Source organism: Nocardioides sp. AN3 (assembly GCF_054653495.1).
The window spans coordinates 272,762-295,856 of the sequence record NZ_BAAIGC010000002.1; the positions used below are offsets into that span (position 1 = coordinate 272,762).

The window sequence follows — 23,095 nt, forward strand, 5'->3', positions numbered from 1 at the left end:
CGCCGACAGTGGTCTGGCTGTCAGGAGGGCCACAACACTTCCCGGCATGGTCAATCGTCTGGAAGGCAAGGTCGCCCTGATCACCGGCGCGGCACTGGGACAGGGCGCCGCTCACACCGAGCTGCTCGCTCGAGAGGGTGCTCGCGTCATCGCGACGGACGTCCTCGACGAACAGGGCGAGGCGCTCGCCGAGCGGCTCGACGCGGAAGGTCTCGAGGTCCTCTACCGGCATCTCGACGTCGCGTCCGAGAAGGAATGGGCCGCAGTCGTGGCCGACGTCGATCCCGCGTGGGGGGCGATCAACGTCCTCGTCAACAACGGGGGGATCAGCTCGCCGGCCGCCGTCGCGGACGTCAGCCTCGACGAGTGGGACCGCGTCGTGGCGATCAACCAGACCGGGATCCTGCTGGGCATGCAGGCCGTCCTGCCGGGCATGAAGGCGCAGGGCTCGGGGTCGATCATCAACATCGCGTCCTCGTGGGCGCACCGGGGAGGCACGGAGAACGGGTTCGTCGCGTACGTCGCGACGAAGGCCGCCGTCCTCGGCATCACCCGGAACGCCGCGATGAACCTTGCCCGGCACGGGATCAGGGTCAACTCGGTCTCCCCTGGCTACGTCCGGACGCCGCAGGTCGAGTACGCCGAGAAGACCGAACCCGACCGCGTCGCAAGCGATGTGGCGAAGATCCCGATGCGGCGCATGGCACGTCCCGCCGAGATCGCGAAGACCATCGCGTTCCTCGCCTCCGACGAGTCCTCGTACACGACCGGCGTCGACCTCCTGGTCGACGGCGGCCTCAACCTCACCTGACGGAGCGTCCCCAAGCGCGCACGTCACGCGACGTGCGCTGCACCGCGCTGCCCTTGCGTCAGCACTCACCGATGAGCATCACGAAAAAACATGGAGGCAAGCCATGACGTCGGATCGCCGATCTCCCGCGCCTGACAGCATCATCGGCGCGATGTCCCGCCGAAGGCTCCTGCAGGTCGGGGGAGCGGGCGTGCTAGCCGCGCTCGCCGCCGGTGGCCTCGCCGCGTGCGACGGGTCAGGCGGCGGGCAACCGGGCGCCGCAGCGACGGGCGCAGCCGGTGGCACTCCGAGGCGCGGCGGCTCGCTCCGCGTCGGCGCGACCTCCGGTGGCACCGGTGACACCCTCGAGGCCCAGAGCCCCCTCACGACGATGGACTTCCTCCGCGTCGGCGCCCTCTTCGAGCAGCTTGTCCAGATGAACGGCAAGACCGGTCAGCCCGAGATGGTGCTCGCCGAGTCGATCGAGCCCGACGCGAAGGCGACGGCGTGGACGATCCGGATCAAGCCGGGCATCGAGTTCCACAACGGCAAGCCACTCACGGCCAATGATGTGCTCTTCTCGCTGCGGCGCATCGAGAAGAACAACTTCCCCGGGCTCATCACCATGGGCCCGATCAACCTCGCCTCGGCACGCGTGCTGGACGAGCGGACGCTCCGCATCCCGTTCGACGCGCCGTACGGCATCCTCCCGGAAGGACTCGCGGGCGTCTTCGCCACCCGTATCGTGCCGCAGGGCTACGACCCGAAGACCCCCATCGGGACAGGGCCGTTCAGGTTCGGCTCCTTCACGCCCGGCCAGCAGTCGAAGTTCCCGCGCTTCGACGGCTACTGGCAGAACGGGCAGCCCTACCTCGACGAGCTGGTGATCATCAACTTCGCCGACGAAACGGCCCAGATCAACGCGCTGCAGTCCGGCCAGGTCGACCTCGTCGACCAACTCTCGTCCACGGCCGTTGCTCCCGTGCAGTCGGCCGGCGGGAAGATCGTCGTCTCCAAGACCCGTGCGTTCGTCCCGTTCACGATGCGAGTGGACCAGGCGCCGTTCAGCGACGTCCGCGTGCGTCAGGCACTGCGCCTTCTCGTCAACCGCAACGAGCTCAACGAGCAGGTCTTCGGAGGTCTCGGCGCGATCGGGAACGACACCTTCGGGGCCATCGATACGGCGTACGACGGCGCGACCCCGCAGCGTCAGCAAGACCTGGACCAGGCCAGGTCCCTCCTGCGCGCCGCCAGGCAGTCGGACCTGCACGTCGATCTCTACTCCTCGCCGATCGGCCCGGGCGCCACCGCCAGCGCCAGCGTGTTCGCCAGTCAGGCCGCGAAAGCCGGCGTCCACGTCAATATCCGCACCCAGGATCCCACCCAATTCTTCGCCCAGTCCTACTCGAAGGTCCCGTTCGCGCTGAGCTTCTGGAACGTCGGCTCCTACCTGACGATGGCCCAGCAAGGCATGGCCAAGGGGGCGCCGTTCAACGAGATCCACCAAACTGACGCTGGCTGGCAGAGCACCTACGAGAAGGCGGTCGCGACCGCTGACCCGACGGCCCGTGGCGAGCTGGTGCAGCAGCTGCTCAAGTTCGACTACGAACAGGGCGGCTACATCATCCCGGTGTACTTCCCAGGCATCGAGGGCATGAACTCCCGCGTCGGCGGCGTCACCCCGAACATCACCGGCTTCCCGGTCAACGGCAGCAGCTGGCAGAACGTCTGGCTCCGGAGCTGACCATGAGCGTTGAACAGGTCATCTCCACGACAATGCCCTCTCCGGCTCCCTCACCAGAGAGCTTGCAGGCGCGGGCCGTGCACCCCGTGCGCAACATGCTGGCGTGGCGAGTGCCGCTGGGCGTCCTCTCGGTCGCCCTCGTCGGGGTCCTCACCTATGTGGCGACCCGAGTCCTGCCCGGGGACGCGGCCGTGGCGGTGCTCGGGCAGCATGCGACACCGGAGGCGCTCGCCTCGCTTCGCGCGGAGCTCGGGCTCGACCAGCCGCTCGTCTCGGGCCTGCTCTCGTGGTTCCGGGAGTTCGTCACCGGGCAGTACGGGAGCTCACTGGCCACGCGCGGGCCGGTGACCGACCTGGTGTTCCCGCGTCTGGTGAACTCAGCGGTGCTGGTCGTCGTAGTCGCGCTGGTCTCGACCGTGCTGGGCGTCATCGGCGGTGTCATCGCCGCGCATCGACGTGACGGCAGGTTCGACGACACGACGTCCGTGTTGAGCCTCGTCGCCAGCGCGCTGCCGGAGTTCGTCGTGGGCGTCCTTGTCATCTACGTCTTCTCGGTCGGCCTCCTGGACTGGTTCCCGGCCGTGTCGATCATCCCGCCGGATAAGCGCATCTGGGATGAGCCGTCCAAGATCGTCCTGCCCGCCGTGACGCTGGTGATCGTCACTGCGCCGTACATGTTCCGCATGGTGCGCGCGGCCATGATCGAGGCAGTGAGCAGCGACTACGCCGAGGTCGCCGAGCTCAAGGGCGCGGGGCCGGTGCGCCTACTGTTCGGCCACGCGCTGCCCAACGCCATCGCCCCCGCGGTCCAGGTGTTCGGGCTGAACCTGCTGTACCTGGCGGGTGGCATCGTGCTCGTCGAGACCGTCTTCCAGTATCCGGGGATCGGACTCACGCTGGCCAGCGCCGTCCAGACCCGCGACGTCCCCGTCCTGCAGTTCATCGTCGTCCTGCTGGCGATCTTCTACGTCACCCTCAACATCCTCACGGACCTGCTCGTCCTCCTCCTCACACCGCGCCGACGCGCGCCCCGGTGAACCATGTCGAATCACACTGCCATCCCCGCTCACCGGCCGGCGCCGGCCGCGACCGTCACGCGCAAGGGCCCCGGCGCCGCTCGCCGCGTCCTCGGCGCCGCCTGGCGCACCCGGCGCGGCCGGATCGGCGCTGCCCTCGCCCTGCTGGTGCTGGCCGTCGCCTTCCTCGGCCCTCTCACCACCGGCTCGCCGACCCAGTTCGTGGCGCCGCCGTTCTCGGCACCGGGCGTCAACGGCGCCGCTCTGGGCACCGACGTGCTGGGTCGCAGCGTGCTGGCGCGGCTCCTCCACGGCGGCCAGCACCTCATGCTGCTCGGCTTCGCGGCGACCGCCCTCGCCGTCGGCATGGGCGCCCTCATCGGCGTCGTCGCCGCCTACCGCCGCGGCTTCGTGGAGAACCTGCTCATGCGCGGCGTCGACGTCGTGCTCGCCATCCCGCAGCTCGTGTTCGCGTTGCTGATGCTCAGCCTGGTCGGACCGAAGTGGTGGCTCCTGATCCTGGCCGTCGGCCTCTCCCAGGCGCCGCAGACCGCCCGCGTCATCTACGGTGCCGCCCAGTCGGTCTGCGAGAAGGACTTCGTCAAGGCGGTGGAGGTCTGGGGCGTGCCGACGCGCTCGGTCCTCGGCCGGCACGTCCTCCCGAACCTGACCACGCCGCTCATGGTGGAGCTCGGGCTCCGTCTGAGCTACTCCATCGTCCTCATCGCCGGTCTGAGCTTCCTCGGGTTCGGCGCCCCGCCACCGGCCCCCGACTGGGGCGTGATGATCAACGAGAACCGGATCGGACTGGCCTCCAACCCATGGGGAGTCCTCGCGCCCGCCATCCTCCTGGCGCTGCTCGCGGTCGGGACGAACACGTTCGCCGATGCGATCGCGCGAGCCAACCTCGGCGAGACCCGGGCAGAGGACGCCGTGCTCGGCACCGCCACCGTCACGACCGAGGAGTCGAAGTGACCCGAGAAGCGCTTATGGACCCGTCGGCACAGCGGCTCGGCCCGGCCGCACCCCGGCTGCGCGTCGACAGCCTGGACGTCGTGCTGGGCCGCTCGAGGACGCCGGTCGTCCAGGACGTCACCTTCACGGTCGGTGCGGCGCAGGTCATGGGCCTGGTGGGGGAGTCGGGATCGGGCAAGAGCACGGTCGCCCTGTCCCTCCTGGGCTACGTCCGCCGGGGCCTGAGAATCGCCGGGGGCACCGTCGACATCGACGGGACGAGTGTTCTCGACCTGCCCCGGACCGCCCTGCGCAAGGCCCGCGGGGAACTCGTGGCCTACGTGCCGCAAGACCCGGCTTGCGGGCTCAACCCCGCTCTGACGCTCGGCTACCAGCTCGGTGAGGCGATGCGCATCCACGATCAGGCGAAGGTCACCGAGCCGATCGAGGATCGGGTGGCGGCCCTCCTGGAGGAGGTGCGGCTGCCGGCCACGCGCCAGCTGCTGCGCAGCTATCCCCATCAGGTGTCGGGTGGTCAAGCCCAGCGGATCGCGATCGCGATGGCCTTCGCCTGCCGGCCCCGGCTCGTCGTGCTCGACGAGCCCACGACCGGACTGGACGTCACGACGCAGCGTCACATCCTCCAGACGATCCGCGGGCTCGCCGCGGCGCACGACGTGAGCGCGGTCTACGTGAGCCACGACCTGCCGGTCGTGGCCGAGATCGCCGACGACGTCGCCGTGATGTATGCCGGCCGGCTCGTCGAGCATGCGTCGGCGGCGGCGGTCTTCGGCGGCGCCCGCCATCCCTACACGACCAGACTGTTGAAGGCCGCGCCGACGCCCGAGCGTGCCGGCGTCCTCGTCGGCATCGAAGGCCGGCCGCCGCGGCCGGGTCGATGGCCGGTAGGCTGCGCGTTCGCCGACCGCTGCTCGGTCTCGACGAAGAAGTGCGAGGAGGCGCAGCCGCCCCTCGCCCCGATGGGCCCGGGACATGTCGCACGCTGCTTCCACCCGGTCGCGGTGAACGGCCCGGTGCCTGCGACATCCTCCGTCACGCCGCGGGAGAGGGGGACCGACGCGGGGTCCGCCGCCCTGGAGGTGGGCGGACTGTCGGCCTGGTACGGCGCGAAGCGGACGCTGCACGACGTCCGCTTCACCGTACCTCCGGGAAGCTGTCTTGGCGTCGTCGGCGAGTCCGGCTCCGGCAAGACGACGCTGGCTCGGTGCCTGGTCGGCCTGCACGCCGCCTGGCACGGTCCGGTGGTCTTCGGCGGGCAGCAGTTGGACCCTCGGGTCCGGAGCCGGCGCCCGGAGGAGCGGCGCCGGATCCAGTACATCTTCCAGAACCCGCACGCCTCGTTGAACCCGCGATTGTCAGTGGGGGAGAACGTCGAGGAGCCGCTGCGGTTCTTCGAGCGACTCTCGCGTGCCGACCGGCGCCGCAAGGTCGACGAGGTGCTCGAACAAGTCGCGCTCGGCGCGGACCTGGCCAACCGCATGCCCGAGCAGCTCTCCGGTGGCGAGCGGCAGCGGGTCGCGGTCGCTCGCGCGCTGATCGTGGACCCCGAGCTGCTGATCTGCGACGAGATCACCTCCGCACTGGACGTCTCCGTCCAGGCGTTGCTCGTCGAGCAGCTCCGTCAGCTTCAGCGCGAGCGAGGCCTCACGATGGTGTTCATCACGCACAACGTCGCCGTCGTTCGCAGCATCGCCCAGGACATCCTGGTGCTGGAGCAGGGACATGTGGTGGAGACCGGACCGGTCGAGGAGGTGTTGACGAGCCCGCAGCACCCGTACACGAAGCAGCTTCTCGCCGACCTGCCGCGATTCGCCGACGCGGGGGTGGCCCCGTGAGTGGGCCAGTGAGTGGCGGAGTCCGGCCGGTCGGCTTCATCGCCGACGACATCACCGGCGCCACCGACCTCGCGAGCGCGCTCGCGGCTCGCGGGCTCGACACGCGCCTCGCTTTCGGCAGCTCATCGGTGCCGTCCGACGGCGGCGACGCGATCGTCGTCGCCCTCAAGATCCGCAGCATGCCCGCCACCCAGGCGTGCGCGGAAGCGGTCGAGGCCGCAGAGGCCCTTCGCGCGGTCGGCGTCGAGCAGCTCTTCTCCAAGTACGGCAGCACCTTCGACTCGACCCCCCGGGGGAACATCGGGCCGGTGGCCGACGCACTCATCGACGTGTCGGGGGCCCGCCGCGTCGTGCACTGCCCGGCCTACCCGGCGAACGGCCGCACCGTCTACCGCGGCCACCTCTTCGTCGGTGACGAGCTGCTCAGCGAATCCCCCCTGCGCGACCACCCGCTCAACCCCATGCGGGATGCGCAGCTCCGCCGCGTGCTCGGCGCACAGACGTCCCGCCCGGTCGGGCTCGTGGGCCTGCCCGTCGTGGACGCCGGAGCGGAGGCGGTCGCGGCGCTCCTGACCGAGATCAGCGAGTCCGGTGCCGGCGCGCACCATGTCATCGCCGACGCGGTCCGCGATGGCGACCTCGACACCCTTGCGCGGGCCACGGCGGGGGACCGGCTCGCCGCCGGCGGTGCGGCGTACGGCGCGGCCTTCGCGGCGGCCGCCCATGCACGCGCAGGCCACCGACCCGATGCGGCCGGGAAGCGCCCGACGCCACCGCCCGGGCCCACCGCGATCCTGGCCGGGAGCCTGTCTCGAGCGACCCGCGAACAGGTGCGGACGTTCGACGGCGCGAAGCTGACGCTCGGCGTCGCCGAGCTCGTGGACAGCGACGCCGCCGTGCGGCGGGCTGTCGACTTCGCCGGCGGCCGTCTCGCCGACGGTCCGGTGCTGATCAGCACCGACCACGATGCGGCCGCGGAGGCTGCGAGTGCGGCCGGGTCGCCTCCCGCGGAGCTCTCCTACCGGATCGAGATGGCGATGGGACGGATCGGTGTGGCCCTGGCGGGGCTCGGCGTCCGCCGGCTGATCGTGGCCGGCGGTGAGACGTCAGGTGCGGTGGCCGACGCGCTCGCCCTGCGGTCGGCACGGATCGGCCCGGACATCAGCGTGGGCGTCCCGTGGATCGTCGCCGAGGATCGTGGGTTGGGGGTGGCCTTCAAGTCGGGCAACTTCGGTCAGACGGCGTTCTTCCGTGACGCGCTGGAGGTCGCAGGACCGTGAGCTTCGACGACACTGTGCGAGCCGAGCTCATCCGGCTCGGCGCTGCCTTGTACGACCGCGGCCTGACCCCGGGCCGCACCGGCAACCTCAGCATCCGGATCGAGGACCGGATCATGATCACGCCGACGAACGCGTGCCTGGGCCGGCTCGACCCCGACCGGCTCGCGGTGACGTCGATCGACGGCGCGCACCTCGCCGGCGACCCGCCGTCGAAGGAGCTCGTCCTGCACCGGGCGCTGTATCGCCAACACCCGACCCGCACCGCCGTGGCGCACCTGCACTCGACGTCTGCGGTCGCCGTCTCGTGCCTGCCGGACCTCCCTTCGGAGGACGCGCTGCCACCGATCACGCCGTACTTCGTCATGCGCGTCGGTCGGCTGTCGCTGATCGACTACGCGGCGCCTGGGAGCACCGCTCTGGAGGAGCAGGTCTCGAAGGCGGCGGAGCACTCGCACGCGCTGCTGCTGCGCAACCATGGCTCGCTCGCGGCAGCGCCGACGCTGGAGAGCGCAGTGGACGCGGTCGAGGAGATCGAGGAGACGGCGCGGCTGTACCTGCTGCTGAAGGGACGCTCGGCGTCGTACCTGAATGAGAAGGCTGTCGCGGATCTGCAGCGCCGCTACCCGGCGAACGCAGGAGGAGGGGGCGTCCCCTCGAGGGAGCCCTGACCGCGGCCTCGAGGTGAGGAGACGGTTCATGGAAGCGACGTCAGCGCCTTCTGGCACGCGAGGCGTCGCAGCGTGTCGCTGAGGGACAATCAACGGACGCGCACGAGTTCTAGCGTGAAGCATCGTGTCGTGAACCGGAGGAAGAGCACTCATGAACTCTGTGGACCTCGAAGGGGCGGCCAGGCAGCCCGCTGCTCGCCAGGACAATGTCGACCAGTTGAGCGGGCATATGGGCGTCCTCCAACTGGCCTTCACCGTGATGGCGTACAACGCCCCGATCGTGGGCTTCGTCGGCTACATGCCCGTCGTCATCCTGCTCGGGAATGGCGTTGGCACGCCCGTCGCACTCTTGGCATGCGGTGTAATCGTCAGCCTGCTGGCCTCGGGCATTCTGTTCCTTGCGCGGCGGATGGACAGCCCAGGTGGCTTCTACTCCTTCGTCACGGCGGGGCTCGGCAAGGAAGTCGGCCTGGGCGCGGGGTTCGCGGCTCTGACGTGCTACTACGCCGCGATGCTGGGTGGGTATGCGCTTGCAGGCCTCGGGATGAGCTCGCTCGTCCATGACGTCTTGGGTGGACCCGACATCAACTGGTGGGTCTTCACCACTGTGATCTTGGCGATCGCGAGTGTGATCGGGTACTTCAACATCGATGTCTCGGCGAAGGTGCTCACCGGCTTCCTGGCACTCGAGATCACGATCATCGCCTGGTACGACCTGTCCGTGATCGCGCATCAGGGTCTGGACGCCTTCAGGCTGAACTCCTTTGACCCGAGCAATGTCTGGTCCGGCTCGATCGGCATCGCCATTCTGTTCGGCGTCGGCTACTACGGCGGGTTCGAGGCAACCGTCATCTTCCGTGACGAAGTGCGGAACCCGGTCAAGACGATCCGTCGCGCCACCTACCTCGTCATCGCATGTGTAGGACTCATGTACGCGTTCACGAGCTGGATGTTCATCAACTCCTATGGCGGCGAGGCGATCATGGCGGCTGTAGGTGCCGACCCCACGGGGGCCGCGACCTCGAGCGTGGAGAAGTATGCCGGTCACGTCGCCTTCGACCTCGTCACGGTGCTCACCGTGACTGGATCGTTCGCGCTCATCGTCGCGGCGCACAACATCTCGGCCCGCTATGCCTTCAACCTGAGTGCTGACGGGATCCTGCCGCGTGTCCTCAGCGAGGTCCACCACAAGCACCGCTCGCCCGCGCGCGCCTCCATCGGCATCAGCATTCTGAGCGGGGTGGGGATCGTGCTGCTGATCATCTCCAACTCGGACCCGACGCTGCTTTATGGCAAGTTGGCCGGCACGTATGCCTACACGGCCATCATTCTGTTTCTTCTTGTCGCCCTCGCGATCGTCGCCTACGTCGTCCGTACGCGTGCAGACAGAGAGCACGGCACCAGCGGCACGCCCCAAGCCATCGGTAGCGCGATCGCGGCTGCCGTCATGGCCCTTGCGCTTTGGATCGGCACCAAGCACTTCGATCTCCTGACAGGCGCCACCGGCTCCGCCGCCGTCATCATGTTCATCGTCATCTGGGGCATGTTCGCCGCCGGAATCATGGCGGCCGCGATCCTCCGGAGATCCCGTCCCGACACCTACGCACGCATAGGTCGACAGGAGGCCTAAGCCGCAGCTCGACCCATGGACGGTCGCTCGCCCCGACGGGCGGGCGACCGTTCGACGTATGAGGACATGCATGGCATCGAGAGTGAACACACATGGCGTCACCCGACAACCGGCCCGACGAAAAGACGCCTAGTTTCGAGGCCAGCAGACAGTCCGCCGAAGCTTCGCTCCCGCGACTCGGCGCTGGAAGGATGAGGAGCAGCGTGAGCAAGTACGCGGTCACCGACCCGGCAACGGGCGAGACCATCCGTGAGTACGAGACGGCGAGCGACCAGCACGTCGCGAACGCGGTCGAGGGCGCCGACCGGGCCCACCGCCAGTGGTCGCGCTCGACCGCCGTGGCAGAGCGGGCCGAGCTTCTGCGGAACGTCGCCAGGCTGCACCGCGAGCGCCGAGATGAGCTCGCCACGTGGGTCCAGCGCGAGATGGGCAAGTCCGTCGGGGAGGCGGTCGGCGAGATCGACTTCTCGGCCGCGATCTACGACTACTACGCCGACAACGCGAAGACCTTCCTCGAGGATGAGCCCATCGAGCTGCTCGCCGGCTCCGGCAGCGCAGTCATCCGGCGATCGTCCGTAGGAGTCGTCCTCGGCATCATGCCCTGGAACTACCCCTACTACCAGGTCGCGCGCTTCGCGGCCCCGAACCTTGCCGTCGGCAACACGATCCTGCTCAAGCACGCCGCGCAGTGCCCGTGGACCGCCGAGGTGCTCCAGGAGATCTTTGCCGACGCAGGCTTCCCCGTCGGGGCCTACACCAACCTCCTCGCTACCAGCGACCAGATCGCCACCGTCATCGCAGACCATCGGGTGCAGGGCGTCTCGCTGACCGGATCAGAGGCTGCGGGGGCTGCGGTCGCCGAGGTCGCGGGTCGACACTTGAAGAAGGTGGTGCTCGAGCTGGGAGGGTCGGACCCCTTCCTCGTCCTCGACGCGTCGAACCTCTCGGCAACCGTGGACGCGGCCTATGCGGCACGCTTCAGCAACGCCGGCCAGGCCTGCAATGCGGCGAAGCGGTTCATCGTCGTCGAGGAGGTGTACGAGGACTTCCTGGCCGGGCTCTTGCGGAAGATCGGCGCCGAGGGGACCGGGATCGCGCCGCTCTCCTCAGTGTCGGCGGCGAACCATCTCGCCGCACAGGTCGACCGTGCGGTCGCGGACGGCGCCACGATCGTCCACGGCGGCAAGCGCGAGGGAGCGAGCTTCGCGTGCACCGTCCTCACCGGTCTGGACCCTGATGCGTCGAGCAGCAAGGAAGAGTTCTTCGGGCCGGTGGCCCTTGTGTTCTCGGTGCCGGATGAGGAGGCAGCCATCAGCCTCGCGAATGCCACCCCCTTCGGCCTGGGCTCCTACGTCTTCGGCGCGGATCCGGCACAGTTGGAGCGAGTCGCCGACCAGATCGAAGCCGGCATGGTCTTCGTGAACCTCGTCGGCGCCGACGCTGTCGAGCTGCCGTTCGGCGGCATCAAGCAGTCTGGATTCGGACGCGAGCTCGGTCGGTTCGGGATCGAGGAGTTCATGAACAAAAAGCTCATCCGAGCGCGTTGACCTGTGCAGGAGAGAGAAGCATGGGCATGATGGAGAACGGGCAGATCTCGTTCTGGAAGTCCAGGTCGGAGGTCGCCACCTCGCCGGCGCCGAGGATCGCGGGCGACATGGAGGTCGACGTCGCCATCGTCGGCGGCGGGTTGACCGGCTTGTGGACAGCGTGGGCTTTGAAGGACAGAGACCCCAGCCTGGAGGTGGTGGTCCTCGAGGCCGAGGAGGTCGGATTCGGTGCCTCCGGGCGCAACGGCGGCTGGCTATCGGGCAAGACGGTCGGTCTCAGGAACGTGCTGGCCACGTCGCCTGCCGGTCGGGCAGGGGTGCAGGCGGCGGACCGCGTGCTTGAACGCTCGATCCACGAGATCGTGGAGCTGCTGGGCGCCGCCGAGATCGGCGCCGCGCGGGGAGGCTGGATGCAGGTGGCCAGGACTCCCAGCCAGATGGCTCGCATCGAGGACTACCTGAAGAAGAGCCGCTCCTGGGGGGTAGGTCCCGACGCACTACACCTGCTGGGCACCGAGCAGGTCGCGGAGCGGGTGACGATCGCGGGCGTGCTCGGGGCGCTTTACTCCCCGAGCTGCTATCGAGTCGATCCCGTGCTGATGGTCAATGCGCTGGCCGAGCTCGTGACGGCCAGCGGCGTGACGATCCTCGAGAGGTCACGGGTCGAGGAGGCTGGTCGGGGAAGCGTGCGGGTCGGCGAGCACACCGTGCGGGCCAGGCGTCAGGTCGTCGTCGCCACCGAGGCCTACTCCTTCTGGGAGACCGGCCAGCGTCGCCGCCTGCTGCCGATGAACAGCTCGATGATCGTCACACGCCCCCTCGACCAGCGCCAGTGGGCAGCCATCGGCTGGGACGGGGCCGAATGCATGAGCGGCACGGCACACACCTACTTCTACGCCCAGCGGACAGTCGACGGTCGCATCGCGATCGGCGGCCGCGGCAAGCCGTACCGCTTCGGCTCGAAGGTCGACGACCGCGGTCGTGTGGACGATATCCGCGACGTTCGGGCGTTGGAACAGGTCCTGAAGGGCCTGTTCCCGGGGCTCCTCCTCCAAACTGCGCACGCGTGGTGCGGCGTTCTCGGCGTCAGCCGTGACTGGTCGCCGTACATCGAGCAGGACCCGATGGCTGACATCACCCACGTCGGCGGGTACGCCGGCCAGGGTCTGGCGGCCGCCTATGTGGCAGGCGGAGCGGTCGCCGATCTGATCGTGGGCAAGGACAGCGAGCTCACCGCCTTGCCGTGGGTGCGTTCCATGCCCCGCAGGTGGGAGCCGGAGCCGCTTCGGTGGCTCGGTGCCACCGCCTTGTACCGGGCCTACCGAGTTGCCGATCACCTCGAGCTTCGCTCGCAGTCGAGCAGCACCTCCTGGGCCGCACGAGTCGCTGACCGCGTCGCGGGGCGCTAGGGCTCGCCCTCGTCGCCTCAGCCGTCACTACGAAACAGAAACGAGGTACTTCTGATGACCGAAGTGTTCGACACCATCGTCATGGGAGCTGGTTGGGGCGGGCTCGCGGCGGCTCGCGACCTGAAGGACCAGGGCCGTTCCGTCGTCGTCCTGGAGGCGAGCGACCATGTCGGCGGACGCACGATCGGCAAGCCCTTCCCGGGCCTCGAGGGGGTGCACGCCGACCTCGGCGGCGCCTGGATCAACCGAGACATCCAGCCCCTGATGCGAGCGGAGATCGCGAGGTACGGCGCGGCGACCAAGGAGGACGGGCCGGCCGAGACCCCGGTGTTCCGCATCGGTGGACGCAACCGGTCGATGCCCGTGCCGGGCGAGCAGCTCGGCGACTTGGAGCGCGCCATGACCCACGTCACCCACGCGTCCCGCCGAATCGTCCCGTCGCGGCCCATCACCGCCCAGGCGTTGGGCGACCTGGACGTCTCCATCGACGACTTCTTCGCCCCGCTGAACCTTCCCGTGGACACGCAGGAGTTCGTCCGGTCGATGCTCTCCATGTATACCGGAGCCGCGCCTGGAGAGGGCTCCATGCTCGGACTCATCGGCCAGGCCGCGGCCTTCGGGCACAGCGCCTTCGGGTTCTTCGGCGCCCTGACCGAGCGCTTCGTCCGTGGTCCGGAGGCCCTCCTGCGCGACATGGTCGAGCGCGACCGGCTGGAGGTGCGGTTCGGCCACCGAGCGATTCGAGTCGAGCAGTCGGCCGACGGCGTCACCGTGCGCACCGAGGGTGGAGTCAGCATCGACGCCCGGACCTGCGTGGTGGCGGTCCCGACCAACGTTCTGCGGCACATCGAGTTCGCACCGGGTCTCAGCCCCGACAAGACGGCCGTACTGGCTGACAACCATCTCAGCCGTGCCTATAAGTGCATCATCCTGGCTCGCAACCTGCCGCGCGGCCCGCTCGCCATCGGCTCGGACACCCTTCAGGCGCTCTTCATGAGCGCGAAGGTCGACGACAGCACCTACGTGCTCATCGGCTTTGGAGCGGAAGAGGTCGAGCGGATGGTCCCGGCGGACCGAGGGCAGGTCGAGAAGGCCGTTCGTGCCTACTTCCCGGAAGCCGAGGTCCTCGCCGTGGAGGCTCATGACTGGAACGACGACCCGCTCTTCGACGGAACGTGGCGGGTCGATGCCGGGGGTGCCGCCCTTCCGTTCCTCACGGCGATGAATCGACACGAGGGCCGCATCGTGTTCGCGGGCACTGACGTCGACGACTCCGTCTGGCGAACCTGGATGGAAGGCGCACTCAACAGCGCCAAGCAGGCCGTCGACAAGGTCTCTGTCCAGCTCCGGCAGGACGAGGCCTAGGAACGGAGGGAATGAGCTCGACGGTCATGCCCGCGGCCAACGGGTCGCAGTTCGCCGACGTCTGGGCAGACGCGATCCCCGCCGCGGACCATACCCAGCGCCATCGTCTCGGTAGTACGCTCGACGCGGATACCTCCCCTGAGAGGTGTGTGTCCAGCCGCGGGCACCTGAGGAGACCTGACATGGATCTGAAGACGGGGCCGAGTCCACTCATCGAGACCACCGACATGTCCAGCTGGGCCAACGCGATCTGGGACATCTACGGCGGACTGCGCGTCGAGACCGAGACGGAGTTGTGGGGACGCCTCACCCGCCGTGACTTCGACCAGCTTCGAGCGGTAGAGCTGCAGCTGACGCAGCAGGCCATGCATCGCACGGCTCCCATGGTGGCCAGCCACCCGACGGACGACATGTTCGTCGGTCTGGTCGTCGAGGGGAGCCTTCTGACGGTCCAGGACGGCAGGACCGCGGTCGCCAATCCCGGTGAGTTCACACTCGTCGACAGCACCCGTCCCTACTCGTCGATCCTCACGAAGACGGCCCGGGTGATCGACTTCGCGTGGCCGCGGCATCACTTCGGCCTGAGCGAAGGAGAATCGCTCGACCTCACCGCTCGCACGATCGGGAGGGATTCCCCCATCGGCCGTGTGTTGGCGCCGATGCTGATCGACCTCTACGAGATGGATGAGGCTCTGTCGAAGGCCGGTGCCATCCGGCTGCAGAGCAACATCGCGGATCTCATCGTCACAGCGGTGCTCGAGCTCAGTCGACCAGGTGTCGCGGACGAGCGGTCTCGACGGCAGTACGACGAGATGGTCCGCTATGTCGACCGCAACCTCGAGGATCCTGAGCTCTCAGCCGACTCGATCGCCGCGGCGTTCTTCGTCTCCACTCGGACGGTGCACCGTCTGTTCGCAAGGTTCGGAAGCTCCGCGGCGGCCGTGATCCGGGACCGGCGGCTCGAGGCCTGTCGTCAGATGATGTTGTCGCCGGCTCACCGCGGTCAGTCGATCAGCTACCTCGTCAGCCAGTTCGGGTTCTCCAGCCTGCAGGTGTTCAGTCGGATGTTCACGGCCAAGTACGGCTCTGCTCCGAAGCGATACCGGGAGACGCATTCGAGCGGTTGAGGGCCGCGCCGATGGCTGAGACGCGCACTCCGAGGGCCTCGGTCGTTGAGCTTGTCCGGCCCGCGACTCACAGTCCTGCGATGCGCCGCAGTGACTCCGCGACGGTCAGGCGGCGGTAGCTCTCGGTGCATACGCCACCCCGTTCGGCCACGCTGGCGGATCGCCCTGCCCAGATCTCGTCCCGCCGCGTCTGCGGGACCTCCCGCGCGCGCAGGTCCACCACCTCACCCCACCGATGGATGTCGTCAGGGATCGACGGGCCAGGCAGAGCCGCGACGAAATCGGACTGCGGCAGCCGCAGCATCTCCTGGACGACCCGCACCAGGTTCAGGGTGGAGCTCGTGTTGGCCCCGCCGCTCGGGTGGGCAGTGGAGATGACGACGTCCGCCCGCTCTGTCTGGCCGTCGGAATGATAGGCGAGACAAGTCGCGAGGCGCCCGCTGGCGCTGCGCTCCTCGGCCCATGTGCTCGGCCCCCTCCGCAGCCTCTCGATGTCCCCGCCGGGGCCGTCCGGAAGGGCGAGGCGTGTCACTCCGTGTGAGTTCAAGGCCTCCAGTAGAGCGATCGGCTCGCGAGAGCTCACGACCACCTCCTTGCGGGGCGGCCAGAAGTCGAAGCTGCTGAAGTCGCCGTGTCGGCCGTTGAAGTGGAACAGGTAGACGTCCGGATACTCGCCATTCTCCAGCGACCGGCGAGCGGGATCGGTCTCGTAGAAGTTGGTGACTGCCAACTGGATGAGGAGGCTGGCTCCCAGGCCCCCCAGCGCCTCGGTGACGACGATCCCGAAGCGGTCAGCCTTGTGCCAGCCGGGGAAGAGGTCGTCGTTCTGCGCCGGTGCGCCCGCAACCTCGATGCAGAAGTCGCGGAGCTCGAACTGTGTTGCGGTGTGCATGGACGCTCCTTGTCGTGGGCCGCGCGTCTCCGCCGCCCGGGCTGTCACCGATGGGCCGTTTTGTCAGGTCGGCATGGTCGACGCTAGGCCGCAGCTACCCGCGCACCTTGTCGGTGAGTGCCAGGTTTTTGGAGACGGGCCGCCAGCTCTGTGGCCCGGATGGCGTAGCCAGCTGTCGCGGGCCGTCAAGCCAGGGGGCTGTGGGACGCCTACGTTCGATGCCACGACAGATGCCTGAGCATTCGGACTCGGCCCACTCATCAGGGTTCCTGACCGCCCGAGCTCGCGCAGGCGAGGAATACAACGCGGCGCCCGGCCGTCGTCGGCCGGCGTCGCCGAGAGGTGAAAGATGACTACTCAGTCGAATCTCCCGCAGGTGGAGCAGTCCGGAGCCCAAGCTCAAGGCTGGCTCGATGCGTTCGAGCGTGCGCTCGGCAACAAGGAGGCCGACGCCCTCGGCGCGCTCTTCCTCCCAGATGCCGGCTGGCGCGACCTGCTCGCGTTCACCTGGAACCTGCGCCAAGCCCATGACCGAGCCTCGGTCGTCGACCTTCTGCTCGCCACGGGTGGGGACGTCGCGGCTCGCCACTTCAAGATCAGCTCGGCGTGGCCCGCCCCGGCTACGTCCGAGGCCATCGACGGCGCTCCTGCCGTGACTGAGGTCTTCTTCGAGTTCGAGGTCGAGGCGGGAGCCGGTGACGGGATCGTCTACCTTGTCACGAACGGGAGCGAGGGCGACGCGCTCCAAGCGCGAACGCTCCTGACGCGACTGAAGTCCCTCAACGACGCGCCGTCCGAGTGGCCGCCGACCGGACGCTGGGAGACCAAGCATCCACACAGCCGCTGGCGCGACGTGGAGGCCGACCGACACGCGTTCGCGGATCGCGACCCGGAAGTTCTGATCGTGGGCGGCGGTCAGTTCGGCGTGATGACCGGTGCTCACCTGGCCCGTCTCGGGGTCGAGGCCCTGATCGTCGACAAGCTCCCTCGCGTGGGCGACGGTTGGCGCACCCGCTACGAGCAGCTGTACCTCCACCAGCCCCACAACATCCTGCACTTCAGCATGATGCCGTTCCCCGAGTGCATGGAGGAGTACATCCCGAAGGACAAGTTCGCGGCCTGGTTCGAGACGTATGTCTCGACGTTTGATCTGAACTTCTGGGCCGGCACCGAGTTCCTCGGTGGCTCCTACGATGAGACCGCACACGAGTGGATCGTGGACGTGCGACGTGAGGACGGCACCACGCGGACCATGCGACCCAAGCACGTGCTGATGGCGACCGGTGGTGCCGACATCCCCAACGTGCCCGACCTTCCGGGTCTCAACGACTTCAAGGGCGAGATCATCCACTCCGGTCAATACCAGGACGGGTCCGCGTTCGCTGGAAAGAAGGTGTTCATTGTCGGGACCGGGACCTCGGCCCACGACTTCGCCCACGACATCGTGCACAACGGCGGAAACGCGACGATGATGCAGCGCAGCCCGATCATCGTCGTCGACCTGCCGACGGCGAACGTGCTGTACGGCGACTACAACGACCGCAGCGTCCCGACCGACCTGGTCGACTTCCGCTTCCTCTCGGGGATGGTGTTCCATCAGCTTCGCGCAGCATTCCAGGAATACCAACAGTTCGCGAACGACCAGGACAAGGAACTCCACGAGGGCTTGGCCGCGGCCGGGATGCGGGTATGGCCAGGTGAGGACGAGACCGGCTTCTACTACAGCTATCTGAGCCGGCACAAGCGCGGGTACTACCTCAACGTGGGCGCCTCGAACGCCATCGTCGCCGGTGACATCTCGGTGATGAACATCGACGACTTCGAGACGTTCGACGCCAACGGCATCGTCCGGACCGACGGCACTCGAGAATCCTACGACGTGGTCATCCTCGCGACGGCCTTCAAGGAGATCAGCGCCGGCATCGAGAAGTACTTCGGCGCCGCCCTCGCGGAGAAGATCGGACCCGTTTGGGGCATCGGCACCGACGGCGAGCTGCGCAACATCCTGAAGCCCACTGCGCAGGAAGGCTTCTGGATCCTTGAGGGCAGCATCCCGATGGCGCGCTGGCACTCGCCGCTCATGGCGCTCCTGATCAAGGCTGAGCTCCTTGGCATCGTTCCCGATGGCTTCAAGGCCGAGGGACACCCGAGTCGTACGCCGACAGAGCCGGTGCCTGCACTCGCGGCCTACTGGTCCGGTCGCTGACTCGGCCACGTTCGGAGGTAGAAGACGTGAACAAGCCGAGCGCACCCCTGCTCCGGGAGATCGAGCTGATCAACACCGCGGACGTCACCACCGAGGCGGGACTGGACGATCTCGTCGGTCAGATCGTCGACCTCTTCGTGGAGGATGTCCGGATGGTCGACCTCTCGACCAGCGAGACCGTCAAGGGCCGAGAGGAGATGCGCGCCTACTGCAGGGGCTACTTCGGGCCGCTGTCCAACATGAGAATCGACGTCGACAAGATCTTCGACTCCGAGAACGCCACCACCATGGTGCTCAGCATCTCCGGTGACCACACGGGAGAGCTCCTCGGAGTGGCACCGACCGGGCGACGTGTGTCGTATCCGGCGATCTGCGTCATCGAGCTCAACGAGGACAACTCGAAGATGTGTCAGGAGACGCTGGGCTACGACACCGGCTTCATCCTGACGCAGATCACGTAGTCCGAGCCGGAGCCTGCTCGGTAGCCCGTCGCTCGTGGGACACGGCCTTGCACGGTCTATCTGGCATGGACGCCGAGGAAGTTCTCCAGCGCAGCCAAGGTCTCGCCTGGAGCTTCCTCGGCGTTGAAGTGACCGCCTGGCACCTCGACGCCCTCTGCGTGCGGGGCGAACGTGCGCCGCCAGATGGAGTCGGGAAGCTCTGGTGCGGCCCCGAGGAACTTCTCGCCCCAGATCACGAGCACGGGATCAGTCGTCGCGCCCGCGCGGTAGTCCTCGCGGAAGGCGTGAACTTGTTCGGGTCGGTCCGCTGTCTCCGGTGCGCGGCCTTCATCCCCAACCCGCCGCCACAGCTCCCCGCCGGACACGGCTGGTAGTCGCAGGGGAGCACTGACCTGCGCCGGGATCGTGTCCCGATTGTCGTCGGGGCGGGGCGCCTTACGGCTGTATCGCGCGCTCTTCGCTGCTGTGCCCTGGAACGAGGTGGGTGGCGGCGGAGACTCGGAGGGGCACGAAGCGCTGCCCGCTGTGCGCCGACCGCACCCGGGTCGTCAGGCAGACATGATCGCTGCCGTCATCGAGCACGGCGATGCGTTGCAGCGACATTCGGTTCGCGCAGGCCGTGAGCAGCGGAACACCGTCCGGGTCGATCTCGACGTCGAATCCTGCGAACTTGTCGGTGTCCTCTCCCGACAACGTGCCGAAGTGCTCCGCGATCGGGAGGTCATCGACGGTCAGGAAGTGCACCGCAAAGGCGCCCGCGCGAAGGCCCAGACGGTAGGTGTGATTGGCCTTGGACAACCACACGCTGTAGTGCTGGGGAGTGATGCTCGACTGGGCATGGAAGCCGACCAGGCATCCTCCGCGTTCGTCCCCGACCGCGGTCGTGATCACGACGAGCGGTGGGTCGGCCGAGGCCATCAGCGTGCCGAAGGCGTCATCGCTCACGTCGGCTCCGTACCCTTCGCTCGTAGCGCAGAAACAAGGTGTCCTCCTCCACCATGCTGCCCTTGAGATCGAACTCGGCCAGTTGAGATCCCGGTGGGCTCACCGAGACGGGCAGCGGATCGCCGCCCATGAGCGGCGAGATGGACAGGCACAGCTCGTCGAGGCGATCTGCCGCGACGAGCTCGCCCAGCCAGGTCGGTCCCCCCTCGCACAGCACCACCCGGTGGCCGAGCTCGGACAGCGCGCGCATGGCGGCGCCCGGTTCGACGCGATCCTCACCGGCCACGACGATCCGTGCCCGTTCCTCGGCACGAGCAAGGCGCGACGAGGGCGCCGCCTTGCATGTGATCACATGCGTGGGCGCGTCCGCGGGCGCATGAGTGAACAGCGGTGCTGTCCAGTCCAATTCCAGCGAGCGGCTGACCACCGCGACCGGCGGCGTCGGCGTCATGCCCCGCTCTCGGCGCCACTCGCGAGCCTCCTCGTCGAGCCGGACAGGACGGTAGCCCTCACGGCGAACCGTCTCAGCACCCACGAGAACGATGTCCGCGATCTGCCGCATCCTGCGGAACAGCGCCTGATCCGGGCTGGTGGACAACGAGCCGACTCGACCGCCCACAGCCGCAGTGCCGTCCAGACCGGCAACCATGTGGCCGGTGACCCAGCACTCGTGCACCGGTCGGGACCGGTCGACATCCAGGTACGGCGCAAGGGCATCGGCGACTTCGGTGCCACGCTGTAGTTCGTACACTCGTCCACCCTAGGAGGCGCAAGAGTCAGCTCTCACCGGAGGTCACTCCCGCTCCGGCACCTGCCGGGCGAGCAGGGCGATGCCGGCGTGGGGCTGCAGGCCGATGCTGAAGCTGTTCAGGTTGTCGACGTCGCCGACCTTCTCGCCGGTCTTCATGTCGATGATCTCGCAGCCGGGTTCGAGGACCTCGGAGTGGACGGTGCCGGAGATCTCCTCGGTCCCGAAGTTGAGCACGGTGATCTGGTGTCCGGGATGCTCCACGAGCTCGTGGACGAGCACGAGCATCGCCTTGTGGGAGACCGCGGGCACGTCGACCTGAGTTGCGGTCGCGAGGCCGTAGTCGTTGCGGACTCGGATCACCTCGCGCAGCCGGGAGGCGAACGAGGACGGGTCCTGCAGCTGCTCGGGCAGGGTGCCGTACAGGCTGCGGCCCTCGGGCATGCCCGCGAAGGCCGGCCCGTTTCCATAGCCCATCAGGTCGTAGGCCGATCGGTGGATCCACCGTGTGTCGCCGTCCGCGATGAGGTGGCTCACGCGGGAGCGCTCGAGGGGGAGCATGCCGCACAGGTCCCACCCGGAGAGCGCAAAGACGCCTGGCTGCCAAGCGTTGAACTTCGCCAGCAGCAGGTGGGCCTCCTTGATGGCGTCGCGCGCGTCACGGTCGATGTCGTCCAGATCGGTGATGCCCAACGACGCGGCGATGATGCTGGCCGTCGTCGAGGCGATGCCGTTGGTGGTGAAGATGGCGTTGTAGGGCCCGGCGTCACCGGTGAGCTCAGCGATCATCTCGGCGCGGATCAGCTCGGCGAGGTCACCGCCGCGCAGGGTCTCGCCGCGGAAGAGGTACTCGTCGTCCTTGTGCCGGGTGGCGAAGTGGACGAGCTCGTAGGTGAGCTCGTCGTGGTTCTGGAGCGCATGCACGAGCGAGACCGGTGAGATGCCGAACTCCAGCGAGGCGTTGAGGGTGAGGCGCAGGAACTCGGTGTCCTGGACGGCAAGCGCGTGCTGGTACGCCGGACGATTGATGAAGTCGTAGGAGAGGTCGGCGCCGTCGACCGAGGTCTCCTTGATGTCGTCGATGGTCAGGTTCAGCTCCTGGAACGTGAACCCGCCGACCTTGCGGACCATGCTCGCGATCAGGTGGTTCGCGGCCTCGGAGAGGGGATGCCCTTCCGACCACGCCGGCAGACCCTCAGCGCTCTTCTCCACCCCGAGGAAGCCGTTCGCGTCGAGCCGCAGCGCGCCGGAGCCGAGGTCGCCGAGCGAGTGCAGAGCATCGCCGATGACGAGGCGCATGCCGGCGAAGGAGGGATCGAGCCAGTTGATCGAGGGCTGGCCCTCCTTGAAGTAGTGGAGGTAGACCCATCGCCGGGCCTTCCCGTCCGGCCCGACGACGGGTGCAGTAGCGCTCCAGTTCGTGTCCTTCACTCCGGGGTCGTGGAAGATCACTCGCTGGAGCTGGCCGATGATGTAGCCGGACTTCGCCAGGATCTCCTCCGCCTCCGGGGCGAGGTTCGCCGAGTCGCGACCGGGCGGTACGTCGGGCAGGAGGTGCCAGTCCTCCTCCTCGATCTCCACCATGTGGTAGATGCCGGGGTAGTCGCGGTAGCCCATCTCGGCGAGCCGGAAGTCGGGGCCCTTGCCCGTGTGACCGGGCACGATGTCGTCGATGATGACGCCCCCGTGGTCGGCGGCCACCTCGCACATGCGACGAAAGTCGTCCTCGTTGCCGAAGATGGCGTCGATCTCCGTGCTGATGCGGTCGAAGTGACCGTCCACCGACGGCGTCGGACCCCAGCCGGTGATGCCGCCGGCCCGCTTGACGGGGCCGGTGTGGACGGCGTTGATGCCGATGCTCTCGAAGTGCGACCACAGATCCGGGTCGCCGATCGTGCCGAGGAAGGACTGGCCCGGCTTGGTGATGAAGGACTGCGGGTAGGCGGTGAACCAGACCGGAGCGGTCTTGACGGCGAGCTCGGCGTTCGGGCGGGCATAGGGGTTCTGCCACATGCTGCCCTTGCCGGACAGCTGGCCCGCCAGCACCGACGCGTCGTACAGCATCGAGGACCGCTCGAGCCAGGCGACGTAGAACGGGTTGGTGCCCACGGGCTCGCCGGTGCGCTCCTCCACGCTCGGCGTGCCCTGACGCAGGCGCGCGCGTGGGCGCAGTGACCGCGGCCTGGCCGGGTAGAACGACTCCGAGTAGGTGATCTCGGACGGCTGATGCTCGACGGCCGGCTCTTCGCTCTCGGGCGCTGCGCCCGAGAGATCGACGTCGCCCTCGGTCGGCCACGCCGGTTCCTGCTGCGCGGCCGTGGCCGTGCCCTCGCCCGTCGTGTCCGGCTGGCGGCTCTGACGCTCGTGCGCTGTCACGCTGTCTATCCTCCATGGTCCGCTCGGTGGGTCGCCACCCGGCTCGAGGTGGCTGCCAGGCGTCAGTGCCACATGAATTGC

19 protein-coding genes are annotated in these 23,095 nt (G+C 68.1%); 14 read left to right on the forward strand and 5 right to left on the reverse strand.

Annotated elements, in window-relative coordinates:
- Positions 1-46: 46 nt before the first annotated feature.
- From ACYQ1K_RS03930 to ACYQ1K_RS03985, 12 genes are all read left to right on the forward strand, one after another.
- Complete coding sequence (locus tag ACYQ1K_RS03930; protein ID WP_459981500.1) at positions 47-811, forward strand: SDR family NAD(P)-dependent oxidoreductase; 765 nt, start codon at positions 47-49, stop codon at positions 809-811.
- Between the two features lie 151 nt (positions 812-962).
- Positions 963-2,534 carry an ABC transporter substrate-binding protein gene (locus ACYQ1K_RS03935; protein WP_459981501.1) on the forward strand — a complete coding sequence of 524 codons (1,572 nt, stop codon included), beginning with the start codon at positions 963-965 and terminating at the stop codon, positions 2,532-2,534.
- A 2-nt stretch (positions 2,535-2,536) separates the two neighbouring features.
- Positions 2,537-3,571, forward strand: a complete 1,035-nt coding sequence (locus ACYQ1K_RS03940; RefSeq protein ID WP_459981502.1) for an ABC transporter permease — start codon at positions 2,537-2,539, stop codon at positions 3,569-3,571.
- Between the two features lie 3 nt (positions 3,572-3,574).
- On the forward strand, positions 3,575-4,525 hold the full coding sequence (locus ACYQ1K_RS03945) for an ABC transporter permease (RefSeq protein WP_459981503.1): 951 nt from the start codon (positions 3,575-3,577) through the stop codon (positions 4,523-4,525).
- Positions 4,522-6,360 (forward strand): dipeptide ABC transporter ATP-binding protein, encoded by a 1,839-nt coding sequence (locus ACYQ1K_RS03950; RefSeq protein WP_459981504.1) that lies wholly within the window; start codon positions 4,522-4,524, stop codon positions 6,358-6,360. The genes ACYQ1K_RS03945 and ACYQ1K_RS03950 overlap by 4 nt, the downstream gene beginning before the upstream one ends.
- Entirely contained in the window at positions 6,357-7,640 is a 1,284-nt protein-coding gene (gene otnK, locus ACYQ1K_RS03955) for a 3-oxo-tetronate kinase (protein WP_459981505.1), read from the forward strand. The genes ACYQ1K_RS03950 and otnK overlap by 4 nt, the downstream gene beginning before the upstream one ends.
- Positions 7,637-8,308, forward strand: coding sequence for a 3-oxo-tetronate 4-phosphate decarboxylase (otnC, locus tag ACYQ1K_RS03960; RefSeq protein WP_459981506.1), 672 nt, complete (start codon positions 7,637-7,639; stop codon positions 8,306-8,308). Before otnK ends, otnC begins: the two co-directional genes overlap by 4 nt.
- 151 nt (positions 8,309-8,459) lie before the next feature.
- Positions 8,460-9,938, forward strand: a complete 1,479-nt coding sequence (locus tag ACYQ1K_RS03965; protein ID WP_459981507.1) for an APC family permease — start codon at positions 8,460-8,462, stop codon at positions 9,936-9,938.
- A 203-nt stretch (positions 9,939-10,141) separates the two neighbouring features.
- Positions 10,142-11,485, forward strand: a complete 1,344-nt coding sequence (locus ACYQ1K_RS03970) for an aldehyde dehydrogenase family protein (RefSeq protein ID WP_459981508.1) — start codon at positions 10,142-10,144, stop codon at positions 11,483-11,485.
- 20 nt (positions 11,486-11,505) lie between these two features.
- On the forward strand, positions 11,506-12,894 hold the full coding sequence (locus ACYQ1K_RS03975; RefSeq protein WP_459981509.1) for an NAD(P)/FAD-dependent oxidoreductase: 1,389 nt from the start codon (positions 11,506-11,508) through the stop codon (positions 12,892-12,894).
- Positions 12,895-12,948: 54 nt separating this feature from the next.
- Positions 12,949-14,259 (forward strand): flavin monoamine oxidase family protein, encoded by a 1,311-nt coding sequence (locus tag ACYQ1K_RS03980; protein ID WP_459981510.1) that lies wholly within the window; start codon positions 12,949-12,951, stop codon positions 14,257-14,259.
- Positions 14,260-14,441: 182 nt separating this feature from the next.
- On the forward strand, positions 14,442-15,386 hold the full coding sequence (locus ACYQ1K_RS03985; protein ID WP_459981511.1) for a helix-turn-helix domain-containing protein: 945 nt from the start codon (positions 14,442-14,444) through the stop codon (positions 15,384-15,386).
- Positions 15,387-15,453: 67 nt separating this feature from the next.
- Here ACYQ1K_RS03985 and ACYQ1K_RS03990 read toward each other — a convergent pair whose 3' ends face one another.
- The gene (locus ACYQ1K_RS03990; RefSeq protein ID WP_459981512.1) at positions 15,454-16,278 is read right to left on the reverse strand and encodes a hypothetical protein; all 825 of its coding nucleotides are present in this window, start codon (positions 16,276-16,278) and stop codon (positions 15,454-15,456) included.
- A 349-nt stretch (positions 16,279-16,627) separates the two neighbouring features.
- Between ACYQ1K_RS03990 and ACYQ1K_RS03995 the strand changes: the two genes are divergently transcribed.
- Both ACYQ1K_RS03995 and ACYQ1K_RS04000 read left to right on the forward strand, forming a co-directional pair.
- Positions 16,628-18,484 (forward strand): flavin-containing monooxygenase, encoded by a 1,857-nt coding sequence (locus tag ACYQ1K_RS03995; RefSeq protein WP_459981513.1) that lies wholly within the window; start codon positions 16,628-16,630, stop codon positions 18,482-18,484.
- Positions 18,485-18,510: 26 nt separating this feature from the next.
- Positions 18,511-18,945 carry an ester cyclase gene (locus ACYQ1K_RS04000; protein WP_459981514.1) on the forward strand — a complete coding sequence of 145 codons (435 nt, stop codon included), beginning with the start codon at positions 18,511-18,513 and terminating at the stop codon, positions 18,943-18,945.
- Between the two features lie 56 nt (positions 18,946-19,001).
- On the opposite strand, the gene ACYQ1K_RS04005 is transcribed toward ACYQ1K_RS04000, so the two are convergent.
- From ACYQ1K_RS04005 to treS, 4 genes are all read right to left on the reverse strand, one after another.
- Positions 19,002-19,310: an alpha/beta fold hydrolase gene (locus ACYQ1K_RS04005; protein WP_459981515.1), complete on the reverse strand. Its 309-nt coding sequence runs from the start codon at positions 19,308-19,310 to the stop codon at positions 19,002-19,004.
- A gap of 70 nt (positions 19,311-19,380) precedes the next feature.
- A complete protein-coding gene (locus tag ACYQ1K_RS04010; RefSeq protein ID WP_459981516.1) occupies positions 19,381-19,890 on the reverse strand; it encodes a flavin reductase family protein in 510 nt (169 codons plus the stop codon).
- The gene (locus ACYQ1K_RS04015) at positions 19,880-20,641 is read right to left on the reverse strand and encodes a pyrimidine reductase family protein (RefSeq protein WP_459981517.1); all 762 of its coding nucleotides are present in this window, start codon (positions 20,639-20,641) and stop codon (positions 19,880-19,882) included. Before ACYQ1K_RS04015 ends, ACYQ1K_RS04010 begins: the two co-directional genes overlap by 11 nt.
- A 42-nt stretch (positions 20,642-20,683) precedes the next feature.
- Positions 20,684-23,014: a maltose alpha-D-glucosyltransferase gene (treS, locus tag ACYQ1K_RS04020; protein WP_459981518.1), complete on the reverse strand. Its 2,331-nt coding sequence runs from the start codon at positions 23,012-23,014 to the stop codon at positions 20,684-20,686.
- Positions 23,015-23,095: the final 81 nt, after the last annotated feature.

Excerpts from the sequence above, each read along its gene's own strand:
- ACYQ1K_RS03930 (WP_459981500.1), top strand. The coding sequence starts at position 47 with ATGGTCAATCGTCTGGAAGGCAAGGTCGCCCTGATCACCGGCGCGGCA.
- ACYQ1K_RS03935 (WP_459981501.1), top strand. The coding sequence starts at position 963 with ATGTCCCGCCGAAGGCTCCTGCAGGTCGGGGGAGCGGGCGTGCTAGCC.
- ACYQ1K_RS03940 (WP_459981502.1), top strand. The coding sequence starts at position 2,537 with ATGAGCGTTGAACAGGTCATCTCCACGACAATGCCCTCTCCGGCTCCC.
- ACYQ1K_RS03945 (WP_459981503.1), top strand. The coding sequence starts at position 3,575 with ATGTCGAATCACACTGCCATCCCCGCTCACCGGCCGGCGCCGGCCGCG.
- ACYQ1K_RS03965 (WP_459981507.1), top strand. The coding sequence starts at position 8,460 with ATGAACTCTGTGGACCTCGAAGGGGCGGCCAGGCAGCCCGCTGCTCGC.
- ACYQ1K_RS03975 (WP_459981509.1), top strand. The coding sequence starts at position 11,506 with ATGGGCATGATGGAGAACGGGCAGATCTCGTTCTGGAAGTCCAGGTCG.
- ACYQ1K_RS03980 (WP_459981510.1), top strand. The coding sequence starts at position 12,949 with ATGACCGAAGTGTTCGACACCATCGTCATGGGAGCTGGTTGGGGCGGG.
- ACYQ1K_RS03985 (WP_459981511.1), top strand. The coding sequence starts at position 14,442 with ATGGATCTGAAGACGGGGCCGAGTCCACTCATCGAGACCACCGACATG.
- ACYQ1K_RS03990 (WP_459981512.1), bottom strand. The coding sequence starts at position 16,278 with ATGCACACCGCAACACAGTTCGAGCTCCGCGACTTCTGCATCGAGGTT.
- ACYQ1K_RS03995 (WP_459981513.1), top strand. The coding sequence starts at position 16,628 with ATGACTACTCAGTCGAATCTCCCGCAGGTGGAGCAGTCCGGAGCCCAA.